Below are 15,492 nucleotides of genomic sequence, written 5' to 3' on the forward strand. Positions count from 1 at the left end.
GGCGTTCGACGTCTTGGCCTGGCCGCGCACCCGGTCGATGACCTGCGCGACGTCGTCCCAGCCGACCCACCCGGCCAGCTGGCGGGCGTACTCGTCGCGCAGCGTGGGGTCCTTGATCTGGCTCACCATCGGCACGCAGCGGCGCAGCGCGGCGACCCGGCCCTCGGCGCTGTCCAGGTCCATTTCGGCGAGCGCCGAACGGATCGCGAACTCGAACAGCGGCGTTCGCCGCGCCACCAGATCGCGCAGCGCCCCGTCGCCGGACTTCAGCCGCAGATCACAGGGATCCATGCCGTCGGGCGCGACGGCCACGAACGACTGCCCCGCCAGGTTCTGCTCGCCGCCGAAGGCCTTGAGCGCGGCGGCCCGCCCGGCCGCGTCGCCGTCGAACACGTAGATCAGTTCGCCGCGAAAGAAACTATCGTCCATCATCAGCCGGCGCAGCATCGACAGGTGTTCGTCGCCGAACGCGGTGCCGCACGACGCCACCGCCGTGGTGACCCCGGCCAGGTGCATCGCCATCACGTCGGTGTAGCCCTCGACGACGACGGCCTGATGCCCCTTGGCGATGTCGCGTTTGGCCAAGTCGATGCCGAACATCACGTTCGACTTCTTGTACAGCAGCGTCTCGGGCGTATTGATGTACTTGGCTTCCATCGGATCGTCGTCGAAGAGCCGCCGGGCGCCGAAGCCGATCACCTCGCCGGCAGAACTGCGGATGGGCCACAGCAACCGGCGATGGAAGCGGTCCATCGGGCCGCGGCGCCCCTGCCGTGACAGGCCGGCCGCTTCCAGCTCCTTGAACTCGAATCCCTTGCGCACCAAGTGCTTTGTCAGCGAGTCCCAGCCCGAGGGCGCGAAGCCGCATCCGAAGCGACGGGCCGCCTCGGCGTCGAAGTTCCGCTCGGTCAGGTACTGGCGGGCCGGTGCGGCCTCCGCGGATTCCAGCGCCGCCGCATAGAACTCCGCCGCGGCCGCGTTGGCCGCGACGAGCCGGCTGCGACTACCGCGGTCGCGCTGCACGCTGGTCGCCGGGCCGGAGTAGTTGATGGTGTGGCCGATCCGGTCGGCGAGCAGTTCGACGGCCTCGACGAAGCTGACGTGTTCGATCTTCTGGATGAACGCGTACACGTCGCCGCCCTCACCACAGCCGAAGCAGTGAAAGTGACCGTGGTTGGGGCGGACGTGGAAGGACGGCGACTTCTCGTCGTGAAACGGACACAGGCCCTTGAGCGAATCGGCGCCGGCACGCCGCAATTGGACGTAGTCGCCGACGACTTCGTCGATGCGCACCCGGTCGCGGATGGCGGCGATGTCGCGATCGGGGATCCGGCCCCGACCCCGGGCACGGCCATCGCCCTCCGCGCGTGAACCTGCCGGGCTTGACATCGGCTCAGTCTAAGTCGCGACGGCGGACGCTAGCCGGTACCGATGACACCGCAGGCGATCCGGTCCATCGCGTTCTCGGTGTCCTGGGCGCCGTGCAGCATCAGCGCGGTCTTGTTGCCCGCCAGCAGGTCGTCCCGGTTGAACGAATCGGTGGTGGTGACCAGGTACGCCGAGCCGTCCTGACGGACCTCGAGCGAGGCCAGGTCGCCACTTTCGGGCTTACCGGTGTGTCCGGGGGCCTGGTAGTGACCGCCGGCGGACAAGAAGTTGCCGGGCGCACCGCCGGTGGGGGCCACCGAGTTGGGCTCGCACTTGCCGATCTCGTGCACGTGCAGGCCGTGGATACCGGGCGCCAGGATGCCGGGCGCCACCGTCTTCACCGTCACGGTCACGTATCCGCCGGTGAAGTCGAAGGTCGCGGTGGCCGCCGAACGGCCATCGGGCGTCTTCAGTTCCGCGCTGAGCGAGCCGGCCGCGGGCGCCGGGGTCGTCGCCTCGCCGGAGGACGTCGGGGCGGCACTTTTCACCGGAGGGGTGGTGCCCGGCTGGGTGCTCGCGTGCTGCGGTGAACTGCAGGCGGTCATGGCGACGACGGGGAGCCCCATCAAGAAGGAGGCCACAAAGGGCGAGCCGCTGAATTTCGTCATGTCGGGCAGCCTAACTCGCCGCGGCCCCGCCGATTCCCGGACCGGACGACTTGGTGCCAACCGGTGACTACGGACCGGCCTGGCGGGTGTCGATCCGTTCGAGCCGGCCCTCGGTGTACGAGGCGATCTGGTCGACGATGACGCGCCATCGGGCGGCGTCGTCGGCCGCGGTGTTGAAGGCCGCAGCAAAGAAGGGGTCCAGCGTTCGGGGCGCCCCCGCATACAGCCAGTGCGCCACCCGATGGATGCGTTCACGCTGCCCGGCTTGCGTTTCCTGATGGCGTGGATCGGACATGATGAACTGCAGCGCCAGGATTTTCAGCAAGGCGACCTCGGCGCGCACCAAGTCGGGGACCTGCAACTGGGCCCGGTAGCGCACCAGCGGGCCCGGACCGGCCGCCGCACGCGTCGTGGCGACGGCGGCCGAGGCGAACCTGCCGACCAGTTCACTGGTCAACCTCTTGAGCGCCACCGAAGCCGCGAGCGTGGCGTCGTACTTGCCGACGGCGGCGACGACGGGCAGAGCGGAGAGCCGTCGCGCCGCCGCCATGAAGTCGTCGGCGCGCACCCGCGAGAATTCGGTCTCGCCCAATCGGGCCAGCGCGGCGGCCTCGTCTTCGTCGGCGAGCACCCGCAGGTCGATGCGTTGGGACACCACACCGTCCTCGACGTCGTGCACCGAATACGCCACATCGTCGGCCCAGTCCATGACCTGCGCTTCCAGGCACATCCGGCCCGGCGGTGCGCCCGCCCGAACCCAGGCTGCCGGCTCGCGGTCGTCGTCGTAAAACCCGAACTTGCGCTGCCCTTCGCCGCGGGGCCACGGGTACTTGGTCACCGCGTCCAGCGACGCGCGCGTCAGGTTCAGCCCCGCGCTATTACCTTGTGCATCAAGGACTTTCGGCTCCAGACTGGTCAGGATCCGGAAGTTCTGGGCGTTGCCCTCGAAGCCGCCGTAGTCCGCCGCGACCTCGTCGAGCGCGCGTTCGCCGTTGTGTCCGTAGGGTGGGTGGCCGATGTCGTGGGCCAGTCCCCCCAGCTCGACCAGGTCGGGGTCGCAGCCCAGCCCGATCGCCATCCCCCGCCCGATCTGCGCGACCTCGAGCGAGTGCGTCAGCCGGGTGCGCGGCGTGTCCCCTTCTCGGGGCCCGACGACCTGGGTCTTGTCGGCCAATCGGCGCAGCGCGGCGCTGTGCAGGACCCGCGCCCGATCGCGGGCGAAGTCGGTGCGGTGCTGCCCCTCGGCGCCCGGCAGGCCCGCAGTCTTGGGCGCTTCGGCCACCCGTCGCTGACGGTCGAAGTCGTCGTAGGGGTCGTGCTGATTCCCGGTCACCGACGCACAGTCTGCCAGGGAATGCCTGCCGAAGTATGGCTCGACTCAAGCGTACTGGCCCGTGTCGCCGCCCGGCTGCGCCTGACCGCCCCACTCCTCAGCAGGCCTACTGGCCTGCATCGTCACGGGGCTAGATTGGCCCTATGCGCACCGCTCGCCTGATCGCCGTGATCGCGGCGATCCTCACGGTCGGCTTCGGCGGCGGCCTGCTGCTCGCGCCCGGCGCCGGCGCGCAACCACCGTTCCGGTTGGCCGACTACATCACCGACAACGCGGGGGCCCTGTCGGATTCCGGGCGCGCGGCGGTCACGTCGGCGCTCGACAAGCTGTACACCGACCGGCACATCCGGCTGTGGGTCGTCTACGTCGACAACTTTTCCGGGCAGAGCGCGACCGGGTGGGCACAGCGCACGGTGACCAGCAGCGACCTGGGCGCCTACGACGCGATACTGGCCGTCGGCACCAACAGTCGTGAATACGCCTTCCTGGTGCCCTCAACGATCAAGAGCGTCACCGCTAATCAGGTCGACAAGTTGCGGCGCAACAAGATCGAGCCCGCATTGCACGACGGCGATTGGAGCGGCGCCGCCGTCGCGGCGGCCAACGGGCTCGACACCTCGCCGGATTCGTCGGGCCGGGTCGCACTGCTGGCCGTGCTGGCGGGCATTGTCGTCGCATTGGCAATCCTGTTGCTAGTCATGCGTTATCGCGGCCGGCGGCGCCGCGCCGCCGCGTTGGCGGCGGCACGCCGGGTCGACCCCACCGACGCCGATGCGCTGGCCGCGGTCTCCCCGCAGGCACTCGACGACCTGTCCCGCGAACTGGTGGTCGACGTCGACAACGCGTTACGCACCAGCGCCAACGAATTGGACCTGGCGGTCACGGAATTCGGCGCCGACCGCACCCAGCCGTTCACCCAGGCCGTGACCAACGCGAAAGCCGCTCTGTCCCAAGCCTTCACGATTCGCCAACAACTCGACGACGACACACCCGAGACGCCGGCGCAGCGTCGTGAGCTACTCACCCAGGTGATCGTCTCGGCGGCGCGCGCCGACCGCGAACTGGAGTCGCAAACCGAGGCGTTCGAGAAGCTGCGCGATCTGGTGATCAACGCCCCCACCCGCCTGGACTCACTGACGCAGCGATACGTGGAACTCACGACCCGCATTACGCCGGCCGAACAACGACTTGCCGCGCTGCACAACGACTTCAGCGCGGCTGCACTGACTTCGGTGTCCGGCAATGTGACCGCGGCCAAGGAGCGGCTGGCCTTCGCCGACCGCAACATCACCAGCGCCCGTGAGCTGGCCGTCCAAGCCATCAGCGGGCAGCAGGCCCGCCTGGTCGACGCCGTCCGCGCCGCCGAGTCGGCGCTGGGCCAGGCGCGCGCGCTGCTCGACGCGGTGGACAACGCGGCCAGCGACATTCAGCACGCCATCGACCGGCTGCCATCGGCCATGACCGACATCGAAAACGACATCGAGCGCGCGGACGAACTGCTGCGAAAGACACCGAAGGTCAACACCGCGCACACCGGTGATCTGGTCGCCGCGCGCGATGCCGCCATCAGTGCCGTCGAGAGCGCACGAGCCGGCGCTTCCGACGATCCGCTGGGCGCCTTCGGTCAACTGACCAAGGCCGACGCCGGCCTCAACGGGCTCCTGGCCACCCTGGCCCAGGAGCAGGCCGCCGCCGAGCGGCTGAACCGGTCGTTGGAGCAGGCGTTGTTCACCGCGCAGTCGCGGATGCGTGCGGTGTCGGACTACATCGACACCCGCCGGGGCAGCATCGGTCCCGAAGCGCGCACCCGGCTCGCCGAAGCCAGACGGCATCTACAGGCCGCGGAGGACAAACGATCGACGCTGCCCACCGAGGCGATCGCACATGCCAACGCGGCGTCGACGCTGGCCGCCACCGCCCAGTCTCTGGCCAACGACGACGTGCAACTGGCGCAGCGGGCCTACGTGGGCCGCGGCGGCAGTGACATGGGTGCGATGCTCGGCGGGATCATCATCGGCAATGTGCTCAGCGGAGGCATGCGGGGCGGATTCGGCGGCTGGAGTCCGACGTCGTTCGGCGGCAGCCCCTCGTCCGGCGGCGGCTTCCTGGGTGGCGGCGGCCGATTCTGAGCGGCGCCTAGCGCCGGCGATCGCGGCGGCTTTGGGTTTCGCCGGTGTCAGCCGGCTGCCGGGGAATGCGGGATCACGCCCGAGCCCCGTGGCACGGTGTCGCCTTCCCACCCGCTCCACACGCCGTCGGCAACCGCGGTCGGGCGGGGCACGTCGGCCGTCTCTTCGGGGGTCTCGGCGCCGGCGTCTGGCTTCGGCGCCCAGTGGTCATAGTCGTCCGGTGGGACGACCACGCCCCACTTGAGTGGAACCGACAGGCCACCGAGCATGCCGGACTCTCCTCGAACTGCCGACACCGTGTCATCCGGCAACGGCGAACCGAGAGGCAATAGCACCCCTGCCCCCTTCCACAGCCGATTAGAGCGTTCGGGCGCTGTGGCGATCTATTTACACCAACCGGTTCACATCGTAAGACAAACTGAAGAAAATATGCGGGAATTGCCAATTTTCTTCTGGTGAGCACATGAGGGACGGGCGGCGCGCGACGCCGGATCCGCGGTCACGGCCACCGGACATCGCCACCCGCCGCGCCGACAACCACATTCGCGCGGGCCGACTCGCGACTTCGCCCGGTGGATCGGGACTCCCACATTCGTTGTGCCGCAACACTTCAGCGCGTGCGGGTGGACGCCGGTCCGAGGACGCCAAGTTTCACACGGGCCGCCTAAATCGGTTTCCTCGCCCCGTTCCTCCGACAAGCGCGCGGACCGGTTGCGGATATTCACTCGACCATTCGGATGAATTCGGCGTTGCGGATCCGACGTTCGTGGCGGCGCATGCCGGGCATAACCAAAAGTATCGAATTCGGGCCGCTTTGCACACTATTCACGTCTGCAACAGCAGCATCGCCGCGCTAGCCCGGACGGTTGCGCGGCACCACCTTGGGACGAGACCTGACCACCTGTGCCCGGGTCCCGCGGTCCTCGCCCTCCGGGGTCTTGTCACCGACCGGCATCGCCGTCATCGGCACGCCACTTCCCGAGGCGCCGGCCCCCACCGCCGCCGTGGCCGGCGCGCCGGAGCTCGCCCCCGACATCGCCGGAGTGGCGACGTAAGCCGGCACCGACCCTTGCCACGCCGCGGGCACCGTCAGCGACCCGACGAACCGCGCGCCGCCGAGGCCCGCGGTCGCAACCCCCAAGGCGCCCAACCCTCCACCGGCCAGCGGCTGCAAGTCCGACAGGGCGGTACCCGCGCTGTGCGGCGCGCTCAGAGGAGCGCTGGCCGCGCCCACCAGCGCCGGCTTGAGTGACGGCGCCAACGCGGGCGCCACCGGTGCCGGCGCCGGGGCGGCACTTTGCGCGAGCGTCACCATGGGTGTCATCAGCGCGGTGGCCGGGTACATTCCGGCCTGCGCCACCGTCGTCAATGTCGCGACCGGAGTCGACGACAGCAACGAGACGGCCGGCGAGAACGCCGAGAACACCGACTGCAGTTGGGAGACGAACGCGGTCCCCAGCGAGGACAGGCCCTGGAAGAACTGCGACGCGAAACTCAGGGGCGCCGTGACCAATCCGGCCAGGCCCGACAGATCCGCGGCGGGTGCGCCACCGCCGAGCGCCGCCGGTGGCACGCTGAATTCCGGCAGCGCCTGCGTCATCGATTGCGCCCCGGCGTGGTAGCCGAGCATCGCGGCGACGTCCTGCGCCCACATCTCGACGTACTCGAGCTCGGTCTGCGCGATCGCCGCCGTGTTCAGGCCCAAAAAGTTCGTCGCGATCAGGACGAGCAGCCGGGCCCGATTGGCCAGCACCGCCGGCAGCGGCACCGTCGCCACCAGTGCGCCCTCGAAAGCCAGCGCCGCGAGGCGCGCCTGCAAGGCCGCCACCTCCGCTTGCGCCGCCGCGATGATCAGCCATTGCACGTAGGGCGCCGCGGCCGCCGTCATCGCCATCGACGACGGCCCCATCCAGGGGCCGGCCGCCAAATCCGACACCACGGTGTTGAATGACGAGGCCGAGGACGACAGGTCGACCGCCAGCCCATCCCACGCCGAGGCCGCCTCGAACAGAGGTCCGGCCCCCGGGCCGCCAACTATCAAGGCCGAGTTGATCTCCGGAGGGAAGAACACAAACGCGGGAATCATGTACAACCCCAACCGACCGAGTCAACGGCTCCTACCCCGGACAGCCGACATCCGCCCGCGGCCATTAGCTATCTACTTATGCCCCAGTGGCGATCCTAAGGCACCCGCACCGCGAAATGCCGGACTTTTACGCAAACCTTATTTCGCGAAATTTGGTGTCGGTGAGCACACATCAGCGGCCGCGCCGGCGGTCAGACGCGCGCCGATGCAACGGGACAGAACAATCTACAAGACGGCCCGGGAGTACGCGATTAACAACCCTTGAGGCGCGCCGCCAGATAATCGGACACGGCATTCATCGGGACCCGCTCCTGGGACATGTCGTCGCGCCGGCGCACCGTCACGGCGTCGTCTTCGAGTGAGTCGAAATCCACCGTCACGCAGAAGGGCGTGCCGATCTCGTCCTGGCGTCGATAACGTCGTCCGATGGCCCCGGCATCGTCGAAATCGATATTCCAGAACTGGCGCAACTCGGCGGCGAGGTCTCGCGCCTTGGGACTCAGGTCGGCGTGCCGGGACAGCGGCAGCACCGCGGCCTTGACCGGGGACAGGCGCGGGTCCAGCCGCAGCACCGTCCGTTTTTCCATCTTGCCCTTGGCGTTCGGGGCTTCGTCCTCGGTGTAGGCGTCGATCAAGAACGCCATGAACGACCGTGTCAGGCCGGCGGCCGGCTCGATCACGTACGGGGTGTACCGGGTGTCGGTCACCTGGTCGTAGAACGACAGGTCGACACCGGAATGCTTTGCATGCGTCGACAAGTCGAAATCCGTGCGGTTGGCGACGCCTTCCAACTCGCCCCACGGGTTACCGGCGAAACCGAACTTGTACTCGATGTCGACCGTGCGATCCGAGTAGTGCGACAGCTTGTCGGCGGGGTGCTCGAATAACCGCAAGTTCTCCGGATCGATACCCAGCCCGACATACCATTGCAGCCGGGTGTCGATCCAGTACTGATGCCATTCCTTGGCGGTCGAGGGCTCGACGAAGAACTCCATTTCCATTTGTTCGAACTCGCGGGTCCGGAAAATGAAGTTGCCCGGGGTGATCTCGTTGCGAAAACTCTTGCCGATCTGACCGATTCCGAAAGGCGGCTTCTTGCGGGCGGTCGTGACCACGTTGGCGAAGTTGACGAAGATGCCCTGCGCGGTCTCCGGGCGCAGATAGTGCAGACCCTCCTCGGTTTCGATCGGACCGAGGTAGGTCTTGAGCATCATGTTGAATTCGCGCGGCTCCGTCCACTGGCCCGGCTCGCCGGTCTCCGGGTCGCGGATGTCGGCCAGACCGTTGGGCGGCGGGTGTCCGTGCTTGGCTTCATAGGCCTCGATGAGATGGTCGGCGCGGTAGCGCTTGTGGGTGATCAGCGACTCGACCAGCGGGTCGTGGAAGACCTCGACGTGGCCGGAGGCCACCCAGACTTGCCGCGGCAAGATGATCGACGAGTCCAGACCCACCACGTCGTCGCGGCCGGTGACCACCGAGCGCCACCACTGCCGTTTGATGTTCTCCTTGAACTCGACGCCCAGCGGGCCGTAGTCCCACGCCGACCGGGTGCCGCCGTAGATCTCCCCCGAGGGAAAGACGAAGCCGCGCCGTTTGGCCAGGTTCACTACGGTGTCGATGACGGACGCCACGGGGTGGTGCACTCCCTTTCCGGGTTTGAGCGGGCACGCGCGGCGCTCGACCGCGGTGCGCAGAGCATCAGTCATGGTAGCGATCGGCGCCGCGGTCTTTGACATGCGTCATCATGCATGTGACAGTGGATGGCAGCCGACAACGATATTCAATGGCGGATACTTTCCCACTACCTGGCACTTCTCGAGGTGATGCCGCTCCATGATGACGTCCCCGTCACCTTCTGCCTCGATGCCGGCCCCCGCCGACGGCGACTCCGACCCGGGTGTGGTCGCCCATGACCACGACGCGCTCGGCGCAGCCGGGCATTCCGCAGGGGCCGCCTATCCCGTGCCGCCGCCGCGGGACATCCTCGATGCCGCCGGCGAGTTGTTGCGCGCGCTGGCCGCGCCGGTGCGCATCGCCATCGTGCTGCAGCTGCGCGAGTCCCATCGCTGCGTCCACGAGCTGGTGGACGCGCTCGGCGTGCCGCAGCCGCTGGTCAGCCAGCACCTGAAGATTCTCAAGGCGGCCGGCGTGGTCACCGGCGAGCGATCCGGCCGCGAAGTGCTCTACCGGCTGGCGGACCACCACCTCGCGCACATCGTGGTGGACGCCGTCGCGCACGCCAGTGAGGAGCCGCGCCAATGACCGGAACCAGCGTCCGCTCCACCCGGCAGCGGGCCGCGATCTCCACGCTGCTGGAGACGCTCGACGAGTTCCGCTCGGCCCAAGAGCTGCACGACGAGCTGCGCCGCCGCGGCGAGAACATCGGCCTGACGACCGTCTACCGGACCCTGCAGTCGATGGCGGCGGCCGGGATGATCGACACGCTGCGCACCGACACCGGTGAATCGGTCTACCGCCGGTGTTCCGAACACCACCACCACCATCTGGTCTGCCGCAGTTGCGGCGCCACCATCGAGGTCGGCGATCACGAGGTCGAGGAGTGGGCCACGGAAGTGGCTGCCAAGCATGGCTTCTCCGACGTCAGCCACACCATCGAGATCTTCGGCACCTGCTCGGATTGCGGGGGCCGGTAACCGGTTACGCCGTCAGCGCCCGGCGTATCTCGGCGCCGGTGTCGAGCACCAGCAGGATCAAGGTCCGCAGGGCGTCGTCGGCCAGGCCGGCGCCGGGGAAGTTGTAGCGCAGCATCACGTCCGCGGTTTTCGACGCGCCTTTGCCCGAATTACGTTGCACCGCTTTCTCATTGATTTTCTCAATCAGGGTCACGCTGCCGAAGTTGCTGTCGCGCGCCTGCTTGGCCACCTGCTCGCCGAGTTTCTTGGTCAACGGCAGATCCCACGCCAGTATCTGGGTGAGCGAGATCAGATCGAGGCCCTCGGCGATGTTCACCACCCGCAACGAGGCGATGGTGCCGTCGTGACGCACCGTCACCGCGCCGTCGGCCTCCTCCTCGAGCGGAAGGACATCGCCGAGTATCGATGCCAGACGCTGCTGCTGTGACGGCATTATGCGCTCCCGAATCTGCGGTTGCGCGAGGCGTATTCCTCGCAGGCCGCCCACAAGTCGCGGCGGTCGTAGTCGGGCCACAGCTTGTCCTGGAAGACATACTCGGCGTACGCCGACTGCCACAGCATGAAATTGCTGGACCGGTGCTCCCCCGACGTCCGCAGGAACAGGTCCACGTCGGGGATGTCGGGCCGCTGCAGGTGGTGCGACACCGTCGCCTCGGTGACCCGTTCGGGGTTCAGCCGGCCGGCCGCGGCCAAACGGGCGATTTCCTTTGTGGCCTCGGCGATTTCGGCGCGACCGCCGTAGTTGACGCAATAATTGACCGTGATGACGTCGTTGTCCTTGGTCAGGTCCTCTGCGATCGCGAGTTCATTGATCACGCTGCGCCACAGGCGTGGCCGCGAACCCACCCACCGGATCTTGACCCCGATGGTGTTCAGGTTCACCCGGCGCATGCGCACCACGTCGCGGTTGAATCCCATCAGGAAGCGGACCTCCTCGGGGGACCGCTTCCAGTTTTCGGTGGAGAAGGCGTAGAGGCTGAGCCATTTGATGCCGAGTTCGATTGCACCACAGACGATGTCGATGACCACCGCCTCCCCGGCCTTGTGGCCGTCGGTGCGGGTCAATCCCTGCTGGGTGGCCCAGCGGCCGTTGCCGTCCATCACGATGGCCACATGGTTGGGCAATCGGTCCGCCTCGATGTTGGGCGCGGCCGCCTTGGAGATGTGCTGCGGGGGCCGGCACGGCCCGCCGTCGGCGGACGGCGGCAGCTCGGGAAAGACGACCGGCCAGGTCGACTTGTCGGGGAACACCGGATAGTCGTCGGGCGCGGGGGGCAGCTGCGGGAAATCGGCTGACGCCGTGGGGCGCTGCGCCTTTCGGCCCGAGCCGCCGACCCAGAGTTTAGCCACAGTCCATATCCTGCCCGATCAGCGCCGCGCGCTGGTCGGCGATGGTGCGGTCGGCGTGATACGTCCGCTCCACCAGCGGCAAGGTCTTGAGCTGCCGCTCGAGATGCCACTGCAGGTGCGCGGCCACCAGACCGCTGACGTAGTTGCGGTGCGATTGCGGCGTCTTCTCGGCGAAGTCCCAATCGCCGTCGTGGAGCGCGGACATCAGATCCAGCACCCCCGGCGGCGGCGTCGTCGCACCGGCCGGGCGGCAATGAGTACAGACGCTGCCGCCGGCACCGACATGGAAGGCCCGGTGGGGACCGGGCGTCGCGCACCGGGCGCACTCGTTCAGCGCCGGCGCCCATCCGGCGATGCCCATCGCGCGCAGCAGGTAGGCGTCCAGCAGTAGGTCCCGGGACCGGCGGCCGTCGGCCACCGCCCGCAACGCGCTCACCGTGAGCCCGTGCAGCGCCGGCGCCGGTGCCCGCTCCTCGCCGGCCAGGCGTTCGGCGGTTTCCAGCATGGCGCACCCGCACGTGTAGCGGCCGTAGTCGTTGACGATGTCGGTGGCGAACGCGTCGATGGAGACGACCTGGGTGACGATGTCGAGGTTGCGGCCGGGATGGAGCTGCGCGTCGATATGCGCGAACGGCTCCAGCCGAGCACCGAATTTGCTGCGGGTGCGGCGCACGCCCTTGGCAACCGCGCGGACCAGCCCGTGATCACGAGTCAGCAGGGTGACGATCCGGTCGGCTTCGCCGAGCTTGTGCTGGCGCAACACAACAGCTCGGTCTCGGTATAGCCGCATCACAATAGTTTTGCACCCCGCCGCGACATTACGGGTATCCGCGCCGTTAGTCTCGTACCCCGTGATTGGCGCTTCTGGGTCGGGTCCCGGATCCATTTCCGGATCCGGCCACCGGCGCCTGCCCACGCTCACTGACCTGCTCTATCAGCTGGCGAGCCGCTCGGTGACGTCCACCACACTGGTGGGTCGCTCGCTGCACGCCATCCATGCCAGCCAGCCGACGCTGAACGCCTTTCGGGTGGTGCTGACCGAGTCGGCGCTGGCCGATGCCGCCGAGGCCGACCGGCGACGCGCGGCCGGTGACACCGCCCCGCTGCTGGGGATTCCGATCGCGGTCAAAGACGACGTCGACGTTGCTGGAGTGCCCACCGCCTTCGGGACCGAGGGGTCGGTCGCCCCGGCGACGCAGGACGCCGAGGTAGTGCGCCGTCTCAAGGCGGCCGGCGCGGTGATCGTCGGCAAGACCAACACCTGCGAACTCGGCCAGTGGCCGTTCACCAGCGGGCCCGGTTTCGGGCATACCCGCAACCCTTGGTCGCGCCGGCACACCCCGGGCGGATCGTCGGGGGGCAGCGCAGCGGCGGTGGCGGCCGGGCTGGTCACGGCGGCGATCGGCTCCGACGGCGCCGGCAGCATCCGCATCCCTGCGGCGTGGACGCACCTGGTGGGCATCAAGCCGCAACGCGGCCGCATCTCGACCTGGCCCTTGCCGGAGGCGTTCAACGGCATCACGGTCAACGGCGTGCTGGCCCGGACCGTGGCCGATGCGGCACTGGTGCTCGACGCCGCTTCCGGAAATGTCGAGGGAGACCGGCACAAGCCGCCGCCGATCACCGCCTCCGACTATGTGGGCAAGGCGCCCGGCCCGCTGAACATCGCGCTGTCCACCCGGTTTCCGTACACCGGCTTCCGGCCGAAGCTGCACCCGGAGATCCTGGCCGCGACGCGCGCGGTCGGCAAGCAGCTCGAACTGCTCGGCCACACCGTGGTGCCGGGCAACCCCGATTACGGCGTGCGGCTGTCGTGGGACTTTCTCGCCCGGTCCACGGCGGGACTGCGGGATTGGGAGGAGCGGCTGGGCGACGGCGTGGTGCTGGACCCCCGCACCCTGTCCAACCTGCGCCTGGGCGCCGTGCTGGGCCAGGCGATTCTGCGCAGCGCGCGTCGGCACGAGGCGGAAGACCAGCGCCGGGTCGGCTCGATCTTCGACATCGTCGACGTGGTGTTGGCGCCGACCACCGCGCAGCCCCCGCCGCTGGCCCGCGCCTTCGACCGGCTCAGCGGCTTCGGCACCGACCGCGCCATGATCGCCGCCTGCCCGCTGACGTTCCCGTGGAATGTCCTGGGGTGGCCGTCGATCAACGTCCCGGCGGGCTTCACCTCCGAGGGCTTGCCGATCGGTGTGCAGCTGATGGGGCCGGCGAACAGCGAGGGCATGTTGATCTCGCTGGCCGCCGAGCTGGAAGCGGTCAGCGGGTGGGCGAGCGAACAGCCCCAGCCGTGGTGGGACCAGACGACGGACGCTCCGGGCGCCGCCGGGCCCCGCGCCTGACCACGTCGCCCCGCGTTCGCCCAGGTATTCGTGAGGAATTAGCCGCTGGCAACTCGGGTACTCGTTGGCGATGGACCAATCGACCGCTCCCCTACTCGATGCGCTGGCCGATTATCGGGCCAAGAACCGGTACGGATTCACGCCACCGGGCCACCGCCAAGGTCGCGGCACCGACGACCGCGTGCTGCAGGTGCTGGGCCACGAACCGTTCCTCGACGACGTACTGGCCAGCGGCGGCCTGGATGACCGCAGAACCAGCAACCAGTACTTGAAGCACGCCGAGGACCTGATGGCCGAGGCCGTCGGCGCCGACATCGCATGGTTTTCCACCTGCGGCAGTTCCCTGTCGGTGAAGGCGGCGATGATGGCCGTGGCCGGCGGCGACGGCAGTCTGCTGGTGAGCCGGGACAGCCACAAATCGATCGTCGCGGGTCTGATCTTCTCCGGCGTGCAGCCGCGGTGGATCACGCCGCGGTGGGACGCCGAACATCACTTCTCCCATCCGCCGTCACCGCAGCAGGTCGAAGAGGTGTGGGACAAGCATCCCGACGCCGCCGGGGCGCTCATCGTGAGCCCAAGCCCGTATGGCACCTGCGCCGACATCGCCGGAATCGCCGACGTCTGCCACGCGCGGGGCAAGCCCTTGATCATCGACGAAGCCTGGGGCGCGCACCTGCCGTTCCACGACGACCTGCCGACCTGGGCGATGGACGCCGGCGCCGACATCTGTGTGGTCAGCGTGCACAAAATGGGCGCCGGTTTCGAGCAGGGCTCGGTGTTCCACGTGCAGGGCGACCGCATCGACAAGGATCGCCTGTCGGCCTGCGCGGACCTGTTGATGACCACCAGCCCCAACGTCCTGCTGTATTCGGCCATGGACGGATGGCGGCGACAAATGGTCGAGCACGGACGCGAATTACTCGGTGCCGCATTGGATCTCGCGCATCAATTGCGCGCGGACATCGAAGAGCTACCCGGCGTCGAGGTGCTCGACGACGAGCTACTCGGGGTGCAGGCGTCCCACGACCTGGACCGCCTGCAGGTGCTGATGGACGTATCGGGCACCGGCACCTCCGGCTACCAGGCCGCCGACTGGCTGCGCGCCAACGCGCACGTCGACACCGGGATGAGCGATCACCGCCGCATCCTGGCCACGCTGTCGTTCGCGGACGACAAGACCACCGCCGGGCGTCTCACCGATGCCCTGACGGCGTGGCGCAAGGCGGCCGACGACTTCGACCGCCCGCCACGGATCGCCCTGCCCTCGCCCGAAGAGCTGCAATTGGAGACCGTGTGTCTACCCCGCGACGCGTTCTTCGGTCACGTCGAGGCGGTGCCCACCGATCAGGCCGCCGGGCGGGTCGCCGCCGAACAGGTGACACCCTATCCCCCCGGCATCCCGGCGGTCGTGCCCGGCGAGCGTCTCAATGAGGCGGTGCTGGACTACTTGTGCACCGGGGTGCGCGCCGGCATGAACACCCCGGACGCCGCCGACCCGTCGATGAAAACGATTCGGGTGCTCGCCTGACCCACCGGTGAAGCGCGGGCACCCGCCGGCCGCA

At 68.5% G+C, this 15,492-nt stretch carries 13 protein-coding genes and 1 pseudogene; 5 read left to right on the forward strand and 9 right to left on the reverse strand.

Annotated elements, in window-relative coordinates; all coding sequences use genetic code 11:
• The 3 genes from dnaG to AC5Y5B_RS21925 form a co-directional block, all read right to left on the reverse strand.
• The coding region (gene dnaG / locus AC5Y5B_RS21915; protein ID WP_500006474.1) for a DNA primase at positions 1-1,389 on the reverse strand (1,389 nt) is incomplete at its 3' end.
• 29 nt (positions 1,390-1,418) lie between these two features.
• Positions 1,419-2,036 (reverse strand): superoxide dismutase[Cu-Zn], encoded by a 618-nt coding sequence (gene sodC / locus AC5Y5B_RS21920; protein ID WP_112633217.1) that lies wholly within the window; start codon positions 2,034-2,036, stop codon positions 1,419-1,421.
• Positions 2,037-2,103: 67 nt separating this feature from the next.
• Positions 2,104-3,369 (reverse strand): deoxyguanosinetriphosphate triphosphohydrolase, encoded by a 1,266-nt coding sequence (locus AC5Y5B_RS21925; protein WP_500006477.1) that lies wholly within the window; start codon positions 3,367-3,369, stop codon positions 2,104-2,106.
• A 143-nt stretch (positions 3,370-3,512) separates the two neighbouring features.
• On the opposite strand from AC5Y5B_RS21925, the gene AC5Y5B_RS21930 reads away from it, so the two are divergent.
• Positions 3,513-5,498, forward strand: coding sequence for a TPM domain-containing protein (locus tag AC5Y5B_RS21930; RefSeq protein ID WP_500006479.1), 1,986 nt, complete (start codon positions 3,513-3,515; stop codon positions 5,496-5,498).
• A 175-nt stretch (positions 5,499-5,673) separates the two neighbouring features.
• Here the strand turns inward: AC5Y5B_RS21930 and AC5Y5B_RS21935 are convergent.
• The 3 genes and pseudogenes from AC5Y5B_RS21935 to AC5Y5B_RS21945 form a co-directional block, all read right to left on the reverse strand.
• Positions 5,674-5,833, reverse strand: a pseudogene (locus AC5Y5B_RS21935) (hypothetical protein); the annotation flags it as partial.
• Positions 5,834-6,351: 518 nt separating this feature from the next.
• Positions 6,352-7,584, reverse strand: a complete 1,233-nt coding sequence (locus tag AC5Y5B_RS21940; protein ID WP_500006481.1) for a PPE family protein — start codon at positions 7,582-7,584, stop codon at positions 6,352-6,354.
• Between the two features lie 251 nt (positions 7,585-7,835).
• Positions 7,836-9,227: a glycine--tRNA ligase gene (locus tag AC5Y5B_RS21945; RefSeq protein ID WP_500006584.1), complete on the reverse strand. Its 1,392-nt coding sequence runs from the start codon at positions 9,225-9,227 to the stop codon at positions 7,836-7,838.
• 190 nt (positions 9,228-9,417) lie between these two features.
• On the opposite strand from AC5Y5B_RS21945, the gene AC5Y5B_RS21950 reads away from it, so the two are divergent.
• Positions 9,418-9,846, forward strand: coding sequence for an ArsR/SmtB family transcription factor (locus tag AC5Y5B_RS21950; protein WP_205869105.1), 429 nt, complete (start codon positions 9,418-9,420; stop codon positions 9,844-9,846).
• Positions 9,843-10,238, forward strand: a complete 396-nt coding sequence (locus tag AC5Y5B_RS21955; protein ID WP_007770286.1) for a Fur family transcriptional regulator — start codon at positions 9,843-9,845, stop codon at positions 10,236-10,238. Before AC5Y5B_RS21950 ends, AC5Y5B_RS21955 begins: the two co-directional genes overlap by 4 nt.
• Positions 10,239-10,242: 4 nt before the next feature.
• Here AC5Y5B_RS21955 and AC5Y5B_RS21960 read toward each other — a convergent pair whose 3' ends face one another.
• From AC5Y5B_RS21960 to recO, 3 genes are read right to left on the reverse strand one after another with little or no spacing between them, the layout of a single operon-like run.
• Positions 10,243-10,671, reverse strand: coding sequence for a hypothetical protein (locus AC5Y5B_RS21960; RefSeq protein ID WP_112633223.1), 429 nt, complete (start codon positions 10,669-10,671; stop codon positions 10,243-10,245).
• Positions 10,671-11,588: a decaprenyl diphosphate synthase gene (locus AC5Y5B_RS21965; protein WP_112633224.1), complete on the reverse strand. Its 918-nt coding sequence runs from the start codon at positions 11,586-11,588 to the stop codon at positions 10,671-10,673. Before AC5Y5B_RS21965 ends, AC5Y5B_RS21960 begins: the two co-directional genes overlap by 1 nt.
• Complete coding sequence (gene recO / locus AC5Y5B_RS21970) at positions 11,581-12,378, reverse strand: DNA repair protein RecO (RefSeq protein WP_112633225.1); 798 nt, start codon at positions 12,376-12,378, stop codon at positions 11,581-11,583. Before recO ends, AC5Y5B_RS21965 begins: the two co-directional genes overlap by 8 nt.
• Before the next feature lie 61 nt (positions 12,379-12,439).
• Between recO and AC5Y5B_RS21975 the strand changes: the two genes are divergently transcribed.
• Both AC5Y5B_RS21975 and AC5Y5B_RS21980 read left to right on the forward strand, forming a co-directional pair.
• Positions 12,440-13,930, forward strand: coding sequence for an amidase (locus tag AC5Y5B_RS21975; protein WP_112633226.1), 1,491 nt, complete (start codon positions 12,440-12,442; stop codon positions 13,928-13,930).
• Positions 13,931-14,000: 70 nt separating this feature from the next.
• Positions 14,001-15,458: an aminotransferase class I/II-fold pyridoxal phosphate-dependent enzyme gene (locus tag AC5Y5B_RS21980; protein WP_500006496.1), complete on the forward strand. Its 1,458-nt coding sequence runs from the start codon at positions 14,001-14,003 to the stop codon at positions 15,456-15,458.
• Positions 15,459-15,492: the final 34 nt, after the last annotated feature.

Source organism: Mycobacterium sp. NGS33 (assembly GCF_059812885.1).